The sequence below is a fragment of the Pseudomonas sp. URMO17WK12:I12 genome, from assembly GCF_000514395.1.
Lineage (GTDB): Bacteria > Pseudomonadota > Gammaproteobacteria > Pseudomonadales > Pseudomonadaceae > Aquipseudomonas > Aquipseudomonas mucoides.
Window position 1 is genome coordinate 123337 of the sequence record NZ_AZVV01000014.1, and the last position, 15964, is coordinate 139300.

The window sequence follows — 15964 nt, forward strand, 5'->3', positions numbered from 1 at the left end:
ACTGATCAGTCGCTTAAACCCCGCCATCGCTCTTTGCGAGCAGGCGCGCTTTTGCATTGGACCGCGTCCATTCGGACAACTTGGTTCAATGTGGGAGCCGTGCTTGCCCGTGAAGACGCCTTCAGCCTCACCCCATCACCCTCAGGCGCATCCACGACCCATTTCTTCCGATCCTCCACCGACACCCTCTCCCGATCCCACCGTCATCCCACGGTCTCCACCCAGGGCGAGAATTGGCGTCCCTAGTCTTATAAATGAAACACCCTCGGCTATACTCCGCAGCACTTGAACGACCCCCGAGGACTGACTGTGAAGAACTGGACGTTGCGCCAACGCATCTTGGCGAGTTTTGCGGTGATCATCGCCATCATGCTGTTGATGGTGGTCGTCTCGTATTCGCGGCTGTTGAAGATCGAAGCCAGTGAACAAAGCGTTCGCGATGACGCGTTGCCGGGGGTGTATTTCAGCTCGATGATTCGCAGCGCCTGGGTCGACAGTTTCCTTCGGACCCAGGAAATGCTCGGCCTCAAGGAAGGTCAGGGCATCAGTGCCGAGGACGCCGCCGATTTCCAGGCGTTCGAGGCGCGACTGGTGGAGCAGATCAATAACTACCGTGCCACGGTCACAACGGAAGAGGACAAGGTCGAAATCGCGGCCTTCGAAAAACTGCATGAGGATTTTCAGAAGATCCTGATGAAGGTGCTCGACCTGCATAAGAACAATCAGGAAGCCGACGCCATCAAGCTGTTCAACGAACAGCTGACCCCAGCGTGGACCGCCGGCCGGATGAAACTCAATGACATCATCCGCGAAAACAAAACCGTGGCCGATAACGACATAGCTGCCATCGACGATGCCGTGCTTGAGGCAAAAATCAGCATGGGTATTTCCCTGCTGGTGGCGGTATTGGCTGCCGGTTTCTGCGGTTTGTTGCTGATGCGCGCGATCATGGCGCCGATGAACCGGATCGTGGAAATCCTCGAAATCATGCGCACCGGTGACCTCAGCGGTCGTTTGAACCTGGAGCGCAAGGACGAATTCGGCGCGGTGGAAACCGGCTTCAACGACATGATGACCGAGCTGACGTCGCTGGTGTCTCAGGCCCAGCGCTCATCGGTACAAGTCACCACCTCGGTCACCGAGATCGCCGCCACGTCCAAGCAGCAACAAGCCACCGCCACCGAAACCGCCGCCACCACCACGGAAATCGGCGCGACCTCCCGTGAAATCGCAGCGACCTCCCGTGATCTGGTGCGCACCATGACCGAAGTGTCCACCGCGGCCGACCAGGCCTCGGTGCTTGCCGGTTCCGGGCAGCAAGGCCTGGCGCGCATGGAGGACACCATGCACTCGGTGATGGGCGCGGCCGATCTGGTCAACGCCAAACTGGCGATCCTCAACGAGAAGGCCGGCAACATTAATCAGGTGGTGGTGACCATCGTCAAAGTTGCCGACCAGACCAACCTGTTGTCGCTGAACGCCGCCATCGAGGCCGAGAAGGCCGGTGAATACGGGCGCGGTTTTGCCGTGGTAGCCACTGAAGTGCGGCGTCTGGCGGACCAGACTGCCGTGGCCACTTACGACATCGAGCAAATGGTGCGCGAGATCCAGTCGGCGGTATCGGCCGGGGTCATGGGCATGGATAAATTCTCCGAAGAAGTGCGCCGTGGCATGTCCGAAGTGCAGCAGGTCGGCGAGCAGCTGTCGCAGATCATCCACCAGGTTCAGGCGCTGGCGCCGCGGGTGTTGATGGTCAACGAAGGCATGCAGGCCCAGGCCACCGGCGCCGAACAGATCAACCACGCGCTGGTGCAGTTGGGTGATGCCAGCAGCCAGACTGTCGAGTCGTTGCGCCAGGCCAGTTTTGCCATCGACGAACTGAGCCAGGTAGCCGTCGGCCTGCGCAGCGGCGTTTCGCGATTCAAAGTCTGATGAGCGAACTCGCGGCTAAACGCGGCGCCGGAGTGCCGGTCAAGCAATCGTTGTACCTGGTGTTTCGCATCGGCAGCGAGCGCTTTGCCTTGCAGGCCATCGAAGTGGCGGAAGTGCTGCCGCGGCTGCCGTTGAAACCGATTGCCCAGGCACCGCATTGGGTCGCCGGGGTGTTTGCCTATCGTGGCGCGGTGGTGCCGGTGATCGACCTCAGTGCGCTGACGTTCGGGCAACCGGCGCAGGCCCGCACCAGCACGCGGCTGGTGCTGGTCAATTACCGCCCACATGAATCAACCCCGACGCAATGGCTGGGGCTGATTCTGGAGCAGGCGACTGACACGCTGCGTTGCAACCCGGCGGACTTCAAGCCCTATGGCCTGGACAATCGCCAGGCGCCTTACCTCGGGCCGGTACGCGAAGATGCGCAAGGTTTGCTGCAATGGGTGCGGGTTGCCGATTTACTCGATGATCAAGTTCGCGCGCTGTTGTTCCCGTCGCCGCCTCTCGATCCGGCGCTGCTTGAGGAGCGGCCATGAGCAGCGATCAACGATTTTTCGATTTCCTCAAGGAGCGTATCGGCCTCGACGTGACGTCGGTCGGCCCGGCGATCATTGAGCGCGCAGTGCGTCAGCGCAGCATTGCCTCCCGTGCGCTGACGGCTGACGAGTATTGGCACACGCTGCAAGGGTCGCAGGATGAACAGCAGGCGCTGATCGAAGCGGTGATCGTGCCCGAGACCTGGTTTTTTCGTTACCCGGAATCGTTCGCGACGCTGGCGAAACTGGCCAGCAAACGCCTGGCCGAGATCAACAATATGCGCGCGCTGCGGATTCTCAGCCTGCCGTGCTCAACCGGCGAAGAACCCTATTCCATCGCCATGGCCTTGCTCGATGCCGGACTCAAGCCCCATCAGTTCAAGGTGGAAGGTATGGACGTCAGCCCGCTGTCGGTGGAAAAAGCCCGGCGTGCGTTGTACGGCAAAAACTCGTTTCGCGGTCAGGACATTGCCTTTCGTGACCGGCATTTCAGCGCCGAACGCGACGTCTATCGCCTCAGTGATCGCGTGCTTGAGCAGGTGCGCTTGCAGGTCGGCAACCTGCTTGATCCGGCGTTGCTGGCCAGCGAGCCGCCGTATGACTTTGTGTTCTGCCGCAACTTGCTGATCTATTTCGACCAGCCGACTCAGCAGCAGGTATTCGAGGTGCTCAAGCGCCTGACCCATGTCGACGGCGTGCTGTTTATCGGCCCGGCCGAGGGCGGTTTGCTCGGGCGTTTTGGCATGCGTTCGATTGGCATTGCGCAGTCGTTTGCGTTCAGCCGTCAGCGTGTGCCGGAGCCAGAACCGTTTCCCCTGTTCGTGCCGGCCCCGTTGCCGGTGCGACAATCAGCGCGCAGCGTGCCTCCGCCACCGGTGCGCAATCGACCGTTCGCCACCCTCACGCCGCCCCCGGTCACGGCGAAAGCCTCGGACGCCACCGCGTTGCTCGCGAACATCGCGGTGCTGGCCAACGAAGGCAAAAGTGTTGAAGCGCGCATCGCGTGCGAACAGTATTTACGCAGTCACGAACCGGTCGCCCAGGTGTTTTACTGGCTGGGACTGCTCAGCGATGTCAGTGGCAATGCCCTCGAAGCCCAAGGTTTTTATCGCAAGGCGTTGTACCTTGAACCGCAACATCCCGACGCGTTGATGCACCTGGCAGCCTTGCTGCAATCCCAGGGCGATGCGGCGGGTGCCAGACGATTGCAGGACCGCGCCGCCCGCAGCGGGCGCGCCGACAGTGAGCGTAAACGATGAGCGCCTCCGACACCTTGAACGTCACCCATGAAGATGCCCAGGCCATTGACGATTGCTGGAACCGCATCGGTATTCACGGTGACAAGTCCTGCCCGCTGTTGGCCGAACACATTCACTGCCGCAACTGCGCGGTGTACTCCGCCGCCGCCACGCGTTTGCTTGATCGCTATGCGTTGCAGCAGGACGACCGCGTGCAACACTCGGCGACGGTCGAATCGGACATAAAAACCCGATCGCTGCTGATGTTTCGACTCGGCGAAGAATGGCTGGCGCTGGCCACTCGCAGCCTTATGGAAGTGGCGCCGTTGCAAGCCATTCATTCCTTGCCGCATCAGCGTTCCCGGGCCTTGCTCGGCGTGGCGAATGTGCGCGGCGCATTGGTCGCGTGCCTGTCGCTGGTGGAATTGCTCGGGCTCGACGCCACCCACAACGTGGCTTCCAGCGCGAGGGTCATGCCGCGCATGTTGATCATCGCCGCCCATGGCGGGCCGGTGGTAGTGCCGGTGGACGAGGTCGACGGGATTCATGCCATCGACGAGCGCATTCTCGAGACTGTCTCACAATCCGGCACTCAGGCGAGCGGCAAGTACACCCGCGGCGTGTTGCCCTTCAAAGGTCGTAGCTTGCGTTGGCTGGATGAAGAACAATTGCTGTCTGCTGTGACCCGGAGCCTCGCATGACCCCCGAGCAAATGCGCGACGCCTCGTTGCTGGAGCTGTTCAGCCTGGAAGCCGAAGCCCAGACCCAGGTCCTGAGCGCAGGCCTGCTGGCATTGGAGCGCAATCCGACCCAGGCCGATCAACTCGAATCCTGCATGCGCGCGGCGCATTCGCTCAAGGGTGCGGCGCGGATCGTTGGTGTCGACGCCGGGGTCAACGTTGCCCATGTGATGGAAGACTGTCTGGTCAGTGCTCAGGAAGGGCGCCTGTACCTGAGTCCCGAGCACATTGACGCGTTGTTGCAAGGCACCGACCTGCTGCTGCGCATCGCCACACCCAACAACAGCGTGACGCCAGCGAATATCGAAACGTATGTGGGGTTGATGACGCAGTTACTCGATCCGCTGGCGCCCGCCGCGCCGCTGATCGACGGGCGTCAATCCGAACAACCACGCGTCGAGCTGCCGGTGCCGGTGGTTGAGCCGCCGCCTGCCGCGCCAGTTGATGCTCCCCAAAAGACCAAGCGCACCACCGAAAACGGTGAGCGCGTGCTGCGCGTGACGGCCGAACGCTTGAACAGCCTGCTCGACCTGTCGAGCAAATCCCTGGTGGAAACCCAGCGCCTCAAGCCGCACCTGGCGACTATGCAGCGCCTCAAGCGCATGCAGAATAACGGTCTGCGGGCCCTGGAAAACCTCAACGTCCATCTCAAGGATCACGCCTTGAGTCTGGAAGCCCAGGAAGCACTCGCAGATGCACGGCGGTTGCTGGCGGAATCCCAGCAACTGCTGAACGAGAAAAACGCCGAGCTGGATGAATTTGCCTGGCAGGCCAGTCAACGCGCACAGGTGTTGTACGACACGGCGCTGGCCTGTCGCATGCGCCCATTTGCCGATGTGTTGACCGGGCAGGTACGCATGGTTCGCGATTTGGGCCGGGACCTGGGCAAACAGGTTCGTCTGGAGATCGAGGGCGAGAAAACCCAGGTCGACCGCGACGTCCTGGAAAAACTCGAAGCGCCACTGACGCACTTGCTGCGCAATGCTGTGGATCACGGCATCGAGTCCCCGGAACAGCGGCTGCTGGCCGGTAAATCGGCGGAAGGTGTGATTCGTCTGCGCGCCTCCCATCAAGCCGGACTGCTGGTGTTGGAATTGAGTGATGACGGCCATGGTGTTGATCTGGAAAAGGTCCGTCGCACGGTCATCGAGCGGCAGTTATCCCCAGCGCAAACCGCCGCTCAACTCAGTGAAGAAGAGCTGCTGACGTTTTTATTCTTGCCCGGTTTCAGTCTGCGCGACACGGTGACCGAAGTGTCCGGGCGCGGCGTGGGACTGGATGCGGTGCAGCACATGGTCCGCCAGTTGCGCGGTGCGGTGGTGCTGGAGCAGACGGCGGGCGAGGGCAGCCGTTTCCACCTCGAAGTGCCGCTGACGTTGTCGGTGGTCCGCAGCCTGGTGGTGGAGGTCGGAGGCGAGGCTTATGCGTTTCCGCTGGCCCACATCGAACGCATGTGCGACCTCGAGCCGGAAGACATTGTGCAGGTCGAAGGCCGGCAGCACTTCTGGCACGAAGGGCGGCATGTCGGGTTGGTGGCGGCCAGTCAACTGTTGCAGCGCCCGATCAACCCGAACAGTCAGCAAACCCTCAAGGTCGTGGTCATCCGCGAGCGCGAAGCGATTTACGGCGTAGCGGTCGAGCGTTTTATCGGCGAGAGGACGTTAGTGGTATTGCCGCTGGACGAGCGACTGGGCAAGGTGCAGGACATCTCCGCCGGGGCGTTGCTCGACGACGGTTCGGTGGTGCTGATCGTCGACGTCGAAGACATGCTGCGCTCGGTGGATAAGTTGCTCGATACCGGGCGCCTGGAACGCATTGCCCGCCACAGCAATCAAGCGGTCGAGGCGGCGCGCAAGCGGATTCTGGTGGTCGACGACTCACTGACGGTTCGCGAGTTGCAACGCAAACTGCTGCTCAATCGCGGCTACGAGGTGGCGGTGGCCGTTGATGGTATGGATGGCTGGAACGCCCTGCGTTCGGAGGATTTCGATCTGCTGATCACCGACATTGATATGCCGCGCATGGATGGCATCGAATTGGTGTCATTGTTGCGCCGCGACAACCGCCTGCAATCGCTGCCGGTGATGGTGGTGTCGTACAAGGATCGTGAAGAGGATCGCCGTCGTGGACTGGACGCCGGGGCCGACTATTATCTAGCCAAAGCCAGTTTTCATGACGATGCCCTGCTTGATGCGGTGGCTGAGCTCATCGGTGGAGCACGGGCATGAAAATCGCAATCGTCAATGACATGCCCATGGCGGTGGAGGCCTTGCGCCGCGCCCTGGCGTTTGAGCCGGCGCACCAGGTCATCTGGGTCGCCAGTGATGGCAAGGAAGCGGTGCAAAAGTGTGCCGAGCAGACACCGGACCTGATCCTGATGGATTTGATCATGCCGGTGATGGACGGGGTCGAGGCCACCCGGCGGATCATGGCCGAAACGCCGTGTGCCATTGTGATCGTTACCGTCGATCGCCAGCAGAACGTACACCGGGTGTTCGAGGCCATGGGCCATGGCGCCCTGGACGTGGTCGATACCCCGGCGCTCGGCGCCGGTAATGCCCAGGAAGCGGCGGCGCCGTTGTTGCGCAAGATCATGAACATTGGCTGGTTGATCGGCGAGCGGGGTAACCGCGAGCGAACTGTGCCGAGCCCGTTGCGCAGTGCTGGGTCGCGCCAGCGCCTGATTGCCATCGGCTCATCCGCCGGCGGACCGGCCGCGCTGGAAATTCTGCTCAAGGGCTTGCCGCGAGATTTTTCGGCGGCCATCGTGCTGGTGCAGCATGTCGATCAGGTGTTCGCCGCCGGCATGGCTGAATGGCTCGGCAGCGCCAGTGGCTTGAATGTGCGCCTGGCGGTCGAGGGCGAAGCGCCTCAGGCCGGAACCGTGTTGCTGGCCGGCACCAACCACCATATTCGATTGTTGAAAAACGGCACGCTGGCCTACACCGCCGAACCGGTCAACGAAATCTACCGGCCCTCGATCGATGTGTTTTTCGAGAGTGTGGCCAATTACTGGAGCGGAGACGCCGTAGGGATTTTGTTGACGGGTATGGGACGTGATGGCGCGCAGGGGCTTAAACTCATGCGCCAACAAGGTTACCTGACCATCGCTCAGGACCAGAAAAGCAGTGCGGTATACGGAATGCCCAAAGCGGCCGCGGCCATCGACGCCGCCATGGAGATTCGCCCACTGGACAAGATAGCGCCACGATTGCTGGAGATATTCGCCAAATGACCGCCATTAGCAGCAATCCTGGCCCAAGAAGTACTCAGGTGACCGCACATGAATGACTTACAGCTCGACGGCTTCAAAACCGACGAAAACGCCGCCATGGTGTTGTTGGTGGACGATCAGGCAATGATCGGCGAAGCGGTGCGTCGCGGGTTGTCGAACGAAGACAATATTGACTTCCACTTCTGCGCAGACCCGCATCAGGCCATCGCGCAGGCGATCCGCATCAAGCCGACGGTGATTCTTCAGGATCTGGTGATGCCGGGTCTGGACGGCTTGAGCCTGGTGCGCGAGTACCGTAATCATCCGGCGACCAAGGACATTCCGATCATTGTTCTGTCGACCAAGGAAGACCCGCTGGTCAAGAGCGCGGCGTTTGCCGCCGGGGCCAATGATTATCTGGTCAAGCTGCCGGACAACATCGAGCTGGTGGCACGAATCCGCTATCACTCGCGCTCCTACATGACGCTGTTGCAGCGTGACGCGGCGTACCGTGCGTTGCGGGTCAGCCAGCAGCAACTGCTCGACACCAATCTGGTGCTGCAGCGGCTGATGAATTCCGATGGCCTGACCGGGCTGTCGAACCGCCGGCATTTCGATGAGTACCTGGAGCTGGAGTGGCGCCGTTCGCTGCGTGACCAGAGCCAACTGTCGCTGCTGATGATCGATGTGGATTACTTCAAGTCCTACAACGACAGCTTCGGGCATCTGGAAGGCGACGAAGCCTTGCGCAAGGTGGCGGCGGCGATCCGCGACGCCAGCGCTCGTCCGTCTGACCTGCCGGCCCGTTACGGTGGCGAGGAGTTTGCGTTGGTACTGCCCAACACCACGCCAGGCGGTGCACGCCTGGTGGCGGAAAAACTCCGCCAAACCGTGGCTGCACTGAAGATTCCGCACCTTTCGCCGACCGAAGGCTCCAGCCTGACCATCAGCATTGGCCTGTCCACCATGGTCCCGCAACCGGGCAGCGATTGTCGGCAATTGATCTCGGCGGCGGACAAGGGGCTGTACCTGGCGAAGAACAATGGGCGCAATCAGGTCGGGATCGAGTGAGGTAATGCACGACCTGTAGCCGCTGTCGAGCCTGCTAGGCTGCGTCCGGCGGCGAAGCCGCCGTAAAACCGTACAGCGCGGTCCTCCAGACTAACCGTGTGCGCAGGATTGGCGAGGACTTCGTCCTCGGACGCGGCCTCGCGGGGCTCGACCGCTGCTACAGGAATGTTTGAGTCATTCGCGCCTAAAGCCGCCAGGCGGGCTGCCGTGGAGGCCTGTTTACGTTATACTCGCCGGCTTTCAAAAGTTCGCCAACGAGTGCTGCCCGCCATGGAAATCAACCCGATCCTTAACAGTATCAAGGACCTGTCCGAGCGCTCCGAAACTATTCGGGGGTATCTTTGACTACGATCAAAAGCATGAGCGTCTGACTGAAGTCAATCGCGAGCTTGAAGATCCGTCTGTCTGGAACAACCCGACGTACGCTCAGGAACTGGGCCGCGAGCGGTCCCTGCTGGCGCAGATCGTCGAAACCCTCGACGAAATGCACTCCGGCCTGGCCGACGCCAAAGACCTGCTGCTGATGTCCGCCGAAGAAGAAGACCAGGCCGCCGTCGATGACGTCGCCGCCGAAGTCGAGCGCCTGCGCGAGTCGCTGGAAAAACTCGAATTCCGTCGCATGTTCAGCGGTGAAATGGATGCCAACAACGCCTACCTGGACATCCAGGCCGGCTCCGGTGGCACCGAGGCCCAGGACTGGGCCAACATCCTGCTGCGCATGTACCTGCGCTGGGCTGACAAACGCGGTTTCGACGCGACCATCATGGAACTGTCCGCCGGTGAAGTCGCCGGGATCAAGGGCGCGACCGTGCACATAAAGGGCGAATACGCCTTTGGCTGGTTGCGGACCGAGATCGGCGTGCACCGTCTGGTGCGCAAGAGCCCTTTCGACTCCGGCAACCGCCGCCACACCTCGTTCTCGGCCGTGTTCGTGTCGCCGGAAATCGATGACAACATCGAAATCGACATTAACCCGTCGGACCTGCGCATCGACACCTACCGCTCCTCCGGTGCCGGTGGTCAGCACGTAAACACCACCGACTCGGCCGTACGTATTACTCACGTACCGACCAACACCGTGGTCAGCTGCCAGAACGAACGCTCCCAGCACGCCAACAAAGACACCGCGATGAAAATGTTGCGGGCGCGCTTGTACGAGCAGGAAGTGCAGAAACGCAACGCCGCGTCCCAGGCCCTGGAAGACACCAAGTCCGACATCGGCTGGGGTCACCAGATCCGCTCGTATGTACTCGATGCGTCGCGAATCAAGGATTTGCGCACTAACATCGAACGCAGCGACTGCGACAAGGTGCTCGACGGCGACATCGACGAATACCTGGTGGCCAGCCTGAAACAAGGCCTGTAAACCGCCAGTCAAGACCTCAAGTCCCCTGCCACCGGTGGGGGCAACGAACCTGTGATGGAATTTTTAAAGACATGAGCGACCTAGAACTCGACCCGCAAGCCCTGCAACAGGAAGAAAACTCCCTGATCGCCCTGCGCAAGGAAAAGCTTGCTGCCGAGCGCGCCAAGGGCAATGCCTTCCCGAACGACTTCCGCCGCGACAACTACTGCAATGACTTGCAGAAACAGTACGCGGACAAGACCAAGGAAGAGCTGGCAGAGGCTGCAATCCCGGTCAAGGTTGCCGGTCGCATCATGCTCAACCGTGGCTCGTTCATGGTGATCCAGGACATGACCGGTCGCATCCAGGTCTACGTCAACCGTAAAACCCTGTCCGAAGACACCCTGGCCGCGGTGAAAACCTGGGACATGGGCGACATCATTGCTGCCGAAGGCACCCTGGCCCGTTCCGGCAAGGGCGACCTGTACGTCGAAATGACCAGCGTGCGCCTGCTGACCAAGTCGCTGCGCCCGCTACCGGACAAGCACCACGGCCTGACCGACACCGAACAGCGCTACCGTCAGCGTTACGTTGACCTGATCGTCAACGAAGAAGTGCGCCAGACCTTCCGCGTTCGTTCGCAAGTGATCGCACACATCCGCAGCTTCCTGATGCAGCGTGACTTCCTCGAAGTCGAAACGCCGATGCTGCAAACCATCCCGGGTGGCGCAGCAGCCAAGCCGTTCGAGACTCACCACAACGCGCTGGACATGGAAATGTTCCTGCGTATCGCGCCTGAGCTGTACCTCAAGCGCCTCGTTGTCGGCGGTTTCGAGAAAGTGTTCGAGATCAACCGCAACTTCCGTAACGAGGGCGTTTCGACTCGTCACAACCCTGAATTCACCATGTTGGAGTTCTACCAGGCGTACGCCGACTACGAAGACAACATGGACCTGACCGAAGAACTGTTCCGCGAACTGGCGCAGCTGGTTCTGGGCAGCACCGACGTGCCTTACGGCGACAAGGTGTTCCACTTCGGCGAACCGTTCGTACGTCTGTCGGTGTTCGATTCGATCCTCAAGTACAACCCTGAGCTGACCGCTGACGATCTGAATGACATCGACAAGGCGCGTGCCATCGCCAAGAAGGCCGGCGCCAAGGTGCTGGGCTTCGAAGGTCTGGGCAAGCTGCAAGTGATGATTTTCGAAGAGCTGGTCGAGCACAAGCTGGAACAGCCGCACTTCATTACCCAGTACCCGTTCGAAGTGTCGCCACTGGCCCGTCGCAACGATGACAACCCGAACGTCACCGACCGTTTCGAACTGTTCATCGGCGGCCGTGAAATCGCCAACGCCTACTCCGAGTTGAACGACGCGGAAGACCAGGCCGAGCGCTTCATGGCGCAGGTCGCCGACAAGGACGCGGGCGACGACGAAGCCATGCACTACGACGCCGACTTCGTTCGCGCGCTGGAGTACGGCATGCCGCCAACGGCGGGTGAAGGTATCGGTATCGACCGTCTGGTGATGCTGCTGACCAACTCCCCGTCGATCCGCGACGTGATCCTGTTCCCGCACATGCGGCCGCAAGCGTAAGTGTTTCAATTAAAAAGCCGCCTTTTCAGGCGGCTTTTTATTGCCTGTCTGGTACAAACGTATCAATTTATTGCTTTCATCTGAGAGGAAAGACCTGTCGTGAATCGTGCAATGGCTCAAGAAGGTGCAGCGGGTATCGCCACTGCGGTCGCTGAAAGTGTTCAGTACCAGGGCCGCAAGGCCAGCCGACAGGGCAGCGAGCAGCGTCGACAGGACATTCTCGATGCGGCGATGCGCATTGTCGTGCGCGATGGCGTGCGGGCCGTGCGCCACCGCGCAGTGGCGGCCGAGGCCGGTGTGCCGTTGTCGGCCACCACCTACTATTTCAAGGACATCGATGACTTGCTCACCGATACCTTTGCCCAATACGTGGAGCGCAGCGCGGCGTTCATGGCCAAGTTGTGGGTGAACAATGAGGGCTTGCTGCGCGAGATGGTGATCAGCGGCGACGGCAGCCCCGAGGCGCGCTCCCAGCTGGCGGACGACATTGCACGGTTGATGACGGACTATGTTCACCGGCAATTGATCAACCGTCGCGAACACTTGATGGCTGAACAGGCGTTCCGTCAGGAGGCCTTGTTGAACCCGCGCCTGGCGGAATTGGTGCGCTCGCATCAGCAGATTCTCCTCCAGGGCACCTGCCAGCTTTTCGAGGTGTTGGGTTCGCGTGAGCCACGAGAGGATGCCAAAGTGTTGACGGCGATTATCGGACGGATGGAATATCAGGGCCTGCTCAACGACGCCGAGCCTGTGGGTGAAGAAGAAATGCTCGGTATCCTCAATCGCTACATGCACTTGGTACTCGCGTCGGTGTGAGTTGAGCACGGTCCCCGTAGCCGCTGGCGAAGGCTGCGTTCGGCGACGAAGTCGTCGTAAAACCTGCCACCGTGTTCCTTCAGGTTGATTCGGGATTCAGAGTTTACGACTGCTTCGCAGCCGAACGCAGCCTTCGGCAGCTGCTACAGGACTGCGTGTTCATAGGGAGTGTTGAATGAAAGCCTGGCGCGTCATTGTGATCGCCTTGTCGTTCCTGCTGCTCAGTGGCTGTCTGGTGACCTTCAAGGAACCGCTGCCCGCGAGCGACCCCGCGCCCAAAGGTTTGCTCGGCAAATGGACCAGCACTAACGCCTGGGGCGAGCCGATGAACCTGGAACTGACGCGCATCGGTGACCATCGTTATCAGGCGGTCAGCTACTTCAAGGCCAAACCCGGCGAACGCGAAGCCTATCCCTTCACCGTCTCGCGCCATGGCAGCCGCTGGTACCTGTCGGCGAAAGTGCCAGCCAAATACGGCGGCCATTTCACCATTGCCGGTTTCGAACTCACGGACAAACATGAATTGGTGGTCTACAACCTCGACCTCGAGCAGATCAACCAGGCACTCGGACAAAAAGTCTTGAGCGGCGAAGGTTTTCAGACCGACGACGGCGACGGCGTATTGGTCGACAACGCACTGGATCAGGTCTTCAGTTACCTCGACGATCCGGCCAATTCCGATGTCTTCGTCGAAGCGGTGCGCTATCAACGCCTGGCCAACAGCAAATAGACTCAGCACATAACGGTTTTTCTACAGGAGTTTCGGGTGGACGATTACCAGCAGACGATACGCATTTTGTCCGATCGCATTGTGCTGGCGCAGACGCCGATTCGCGTCCTCGATGCGGTCAAGTGGGACGACAGCATCCGCAAGGGATTCCTCAAGGCCAAGGGCAAGGAAATGCCGGCGGTGGACCGCGATTACTACCTCAATCGGCCACTGACGTTCGACTCCAGCAAAGTGAAACTGGAGTTCCAGAACATCGAGCGCGACATTACCCGCCAGCTCGGCCAGTTCAACCCGGTCGGCCAGATCATGCGCCGCATGTGCAAGGAATACCGGATGGTGGTGCGCATGCTGGAAGCGCGCGGCACCGAGGATTTTGGCCTGATTTCCCAGGAACTGTACGGTGCTGCGTCCGACGCGTTCCACGCCGGTGACCCGACTCTGGCCGATCTGGGGCTGATGCTTTCCGATTACCTGAACAACATCGACGGCCGTGGCGATCTCAAGGATGAGCCAAAAATCCTTACGGCCAAGGAAGCCGTGCACCTGCTGCAAACCCGCTTGAACAAGGTCTTTGGCGAAGCCGAGGAAACCATTCGGGTGTTCGAGTCCGACGGGATCGTCGCCGATGCGGCGGCCGGTGCGGACTACATCAAGATCCGCGCCGATGCGATGTTCAACGACCGTGACGTGCGCGCCCTGGAAGTCCACGAAGGGCTGGTGCATGTCGGCACCACGCTCAACGGGTTGAACCAGCCGATCTGCACCTTCCTGTCCAAGGGCCCGCCGTCGTCGACGGTGACCCAGGAAGGTTTGGCGATCCTGATGGAAATCATCACCTTCGCGTCCTACCCGAGTCGCCTGCGCAAACTCACCAACCGTACCCGCGCCATTCACATGGTGGAGGAGGGCGCGGACTTCCTGCAGATCTACGAGTTCTTCCGCGAGCAAGGTTTCGAAATGGCGGAAAGCTACGGCAACGCCAGCCGGGTATTCCGTGGTTCGGTGCCCGACGGTCTGCCATTTACCAAAGACTTGTCCTACCTCAAGGGCTTCATCATGGTTTACAACTACATTCAGTTGGCCGTGCGTAAAGGCAAGCTTGAGCAGATCCCGCTGCTGTTTTGCGGCAAGACCACGCTGGAAGACATGCGCACGCTGCGCCAGTTGGTTGATGAAGGGTTGGTGGTGCCGCCGAAGTATTTGCCGGATCAGTTCCGCGACCTGAACGCGCTGTCGGCATGGATGTGCTTCTCCAACTTCCTTAACCATTTGAGCCTGGACCGGATTGAAGCGGATTACTCCAACATCCTCTAACGATCCCGAATACCCCTGTAGGCGTGAGCCTGCTCGCGATTGCGGTTCAACATTCAACATTGATGTTGGCTGACACACCGCTATCGCGAGCAGGCTCACTCCTACAAGGGGATGTGTATTTTCAATTTTGAATTTTGCGAGGTTTCAACGGATGAGATTCCTCGGCATGGTTTGCCTGCTTCTGACCTTGAGCGGTTGCAGCTCCCTGCTGTTCTACCCCGAGCCCGGCCAGTTGTTCACCCCGGAAAAAGCTCATCTCGAATACCGCGAAGTCACCCTCGTCACTGCCGACGGTCTCAAGCTCAACGCCTGGTGGTTGCCGGCCAAAAAGGGTGTCGACGTCAAAGGCACGGTGCTGCACCTGCATGGCAATGGCGGCAACTTGCCGATGCATCTGGGTGGGAGCTGGTGGCTGCCCAAGGCAGGTTATCAAGTGCTGCTGATCGACTATCGCGGCTACGGTTTATCCGAAGGGAAACCGAGCCTGCCGGCGATTTACCAGGACATCGACGCCGCGTTCAAATGGCTCGACCAGGCCCCCGAAGTCAAAGGCAAACCGCTGATCCTGCTTGGCCAAAGCCTCGGCGGCTCGATGGCCGTGCACTACCTGGTTCAACACCCCGAACGTGAGAAACAGCTCACGGCCCTGGTCCTCGACGGAGCACCGGCCAGCTATCGCAGCGTCGGCCAATTTGCCTTGAGCACTTCATGGCTGACCTGGCCGTTCCAGGTGCCGTTGTCCTGGCTGGTGCCGGACGATGAAAGCGCGATCTACTCGATGCCGCAGCTCAAAAGCGTGCCGAAACTGCTCTATCACAGCATCGACGATCCAATCGTGCCCCTTTCCAACGGCATCCGTCTGTATCAAGCTGCGCCGCCGCCGCGTGTGCTGCAACTGACCCGAGGCGGTCATGTGCAGACGTTCGCCGACCCGGTCTGGCGAAAAGTCATGCTGCGTTATCTCGACGACCCGCAGCATTTCAACGGCCTGCGCCGCCTGGGTGAAATCCCCAATTACCCGGCACCCCCGAATTCAGAAGATGAACCACCAGAGAGCCCGCAATGAGTGAAGAACGTAACGCCATCCCGCTGATCATCACCGGTATCTGCAGCATCCTCGGCACCGTGGGTGCCTTGTGGTACTACGGTTACCTGCATTTCGCCAAGCCTGAGGACGCGTTGCTGCTCAACGAATTCACCATGCTCAAGACCATGCCGGGCGAGGACTACAAAGTCTCCCTGGAGCCTGCCGCGCAAGTGGCGCAGTGCATTGATGGCGTGCTGGTGCTGTTTGATACCGAGCAAAAAGGCCTGACCGGTGTGCTGGTCGACAGCAAGAAAAAAGCGGTGCGTTGCATGGGGCAGGAAACCCCGCAGAAGCTGGAGCAGTAACCCCATTTTGCGAGCACCAAATTTCCACTGTGGGAGCGAGC

14 protein-coding genes are annotated in these 15964 nt (G+C 60.3%); all 14 read left to right on the forward strand.

The window, feature by feature from the left end; genetic code table 11:
- Positions 1-309 precede the first annotated feature (309 nt).
- The 14 genes from D882_RS0120315 to D882_RS0120385 all read left to right on the forward strand — a co-directional run bounded on the left by D882_RS0120315 (position 310) and on the right by D882_RS0120385 (position 15923).
- A complete protein-coding gene (locus D882_RS0120315; protein ID WP_027924931.1) occupies positions 310-1932 on the forward strand; it encodes a methyl-accepting chemotaxis protein in 1623 nt (540 codons plus the stop codon).
- Positions 1932-2468, forward strand: a complete 537-nt coding sequence (locus D882_RS0120320; RefSeq protein WP_027924932.1) for a chemotaxis protein CheW — start codon at positions 1932-1934, stop codon at positions 2466-2468. Before D882_RS0120315 ends, D882_RS0120320 begins: the two co-directional genes overlap by 1 nt.
- Positions 2465-3727, forward strand: coding sequence for a protein-glutamate O-methyltransferase CheR (locus D882_RS0120325; RefSeq protein ID WP_027924933.1), 1263 nt, complete (start codon positions 2465-2467; stop codon positions 3725-3727). The genes D882_RS0120320 and D882_RS0120325 overlap by 4 nt, the downstream gene beginning before the upstream one ends.
- Entirely contained in the window at positions 3724-4407 is a 684-nt protein-coding gene (locus D882_RS0120330) for a chemotaxis protein CheW (protein WP_027924934.1), read from the forward strand. The genes D882_RS0120325 and D882_RS0120330 overlap by 4 nt, the downstream gene beginning before the upstream one ends.
- Entirely contained in the window at positions 4404-6674 is a 2271-nt protein-coding gene (locus D882_RS0120335) for a hybrid sensor histidine kinase/response regulator (protein WP_027924935.1), read from the forward strand. Before D882_RS0120330 ends, D882_RS0120335 begins: the two co-directional genes overlap by 4 nt.
- On the forward strand, positions 6671-7681 hold the full coding sequence (locus tag D882_RS0120340; RefSeq protein WP_027924936.1) for a chemotaxis response regulator protein-glutamate methylesterase: 1011 nt from the start codon (positions 6671-6673) through the stop codon (positions 7679-7681). Before D882_RS0120335 ends, D882_RS0120340 begins: the two co-directional genes overlap by 4 nt.
- Positions 7682-7729: 48 nt before the next feature.
- On the forward strand, positions 7730-8731 hold the full coding sequence (locus D882_RS0120345) for a PleD family two-component system response regulator (RefSeq protein WP_027924937.1): 1002 nt from the start codon (positions 7730-7732) through the stop codon (positions 8729-8731).
- A 270-nt stretch (positions 8732-9001) separates the two neighbouring features.
- A protein-coding gene (prfB, locus tag D882_RS0120355; RefSeq protein WP_155953740.1) for a peptide chain release factor 2 occupies positions 9002-10097 on the forward strand; the annotation gives its coding sequence in 2 pieces (ribosomal slippage) (positions 9002-9073 and positions 9075-10097; 1095 coding nt in all).
- Between the two features lie 71 nt (positions 10098-10168).
- Positions 10169-11671: a lysine--tRNA ligase gene (lysS, locus tag D882_RS0120360; protein ID WP_027924939.1), complete on the forward strand. Its 1503-nt coding sequence runs from the start codon at positions 10169-10171 to the stop codon at positions 11669-11671.
- A gap of 99 nt (positions 11672-11770) precedes the next feature.
- The gene (locus tag D882_RS0120365) at positions 11771-12487 is read left to right on the forward strand and encodes a TetR/AcrR family transcriptional regulator (protein ID WP_027924940.1); all 717 of its coding nucleotides are present in this window, start codon (positions 11771-11773) and stop codon (positions 12485-12487) included.
- Positions 12488-12662: 175 nt separating this feature from the next.
- Positions 12663-13217 (forward strand): hypothetical protein, encoded by a 555-nt coding sequence (locus D882_RS0120370; RefSeq protein WP_027924941.1) that lies wholly within the window; start codon positions 12663-12665, stop codon positions 13215-13217.
- A 36-nt stretch (positions 13218-13253) separates the two neighbouring features.
- Positions 13254-14531: a flavohemoglobin expression-modulating QEGLA motif protein gene (locus D882_RS0120375; RefSeq protein WP_027924942.1), complete on the forward strand. Its 1278-nt coding sequence runs from the start codon at positions 13254-13256 to the stop codon at positions 14529-14531.
- 151 nt (positions 14532-14682) lie between these two features.
- Positions 14683-15597 carry an alpha/beta hydrolase gene (locus D882_RS0120380; protein WP_027924943.1) on the forward strand — a complete coding sequence of 305 codons (915 nt, stop codon included), beginning with the start codon at positions 14683-14685 and terminating at the stop codon, positions 15595-15597.
- Entirely contained in the window at positions 15594-15923 is a 330-nt protein-coding gene (locus tag D882_RS0120385) for a hypothetical protein (protein ID WP_027924944.1), read from the forward strand. The genes D882_RS0120380 and D882_RS0120385 overlap by 4 nt, the downstream gene beginning before the upstream one ends.
- The last annotated feature ends 41 nt before the right edge of the window (positions 15924-15964 follow it).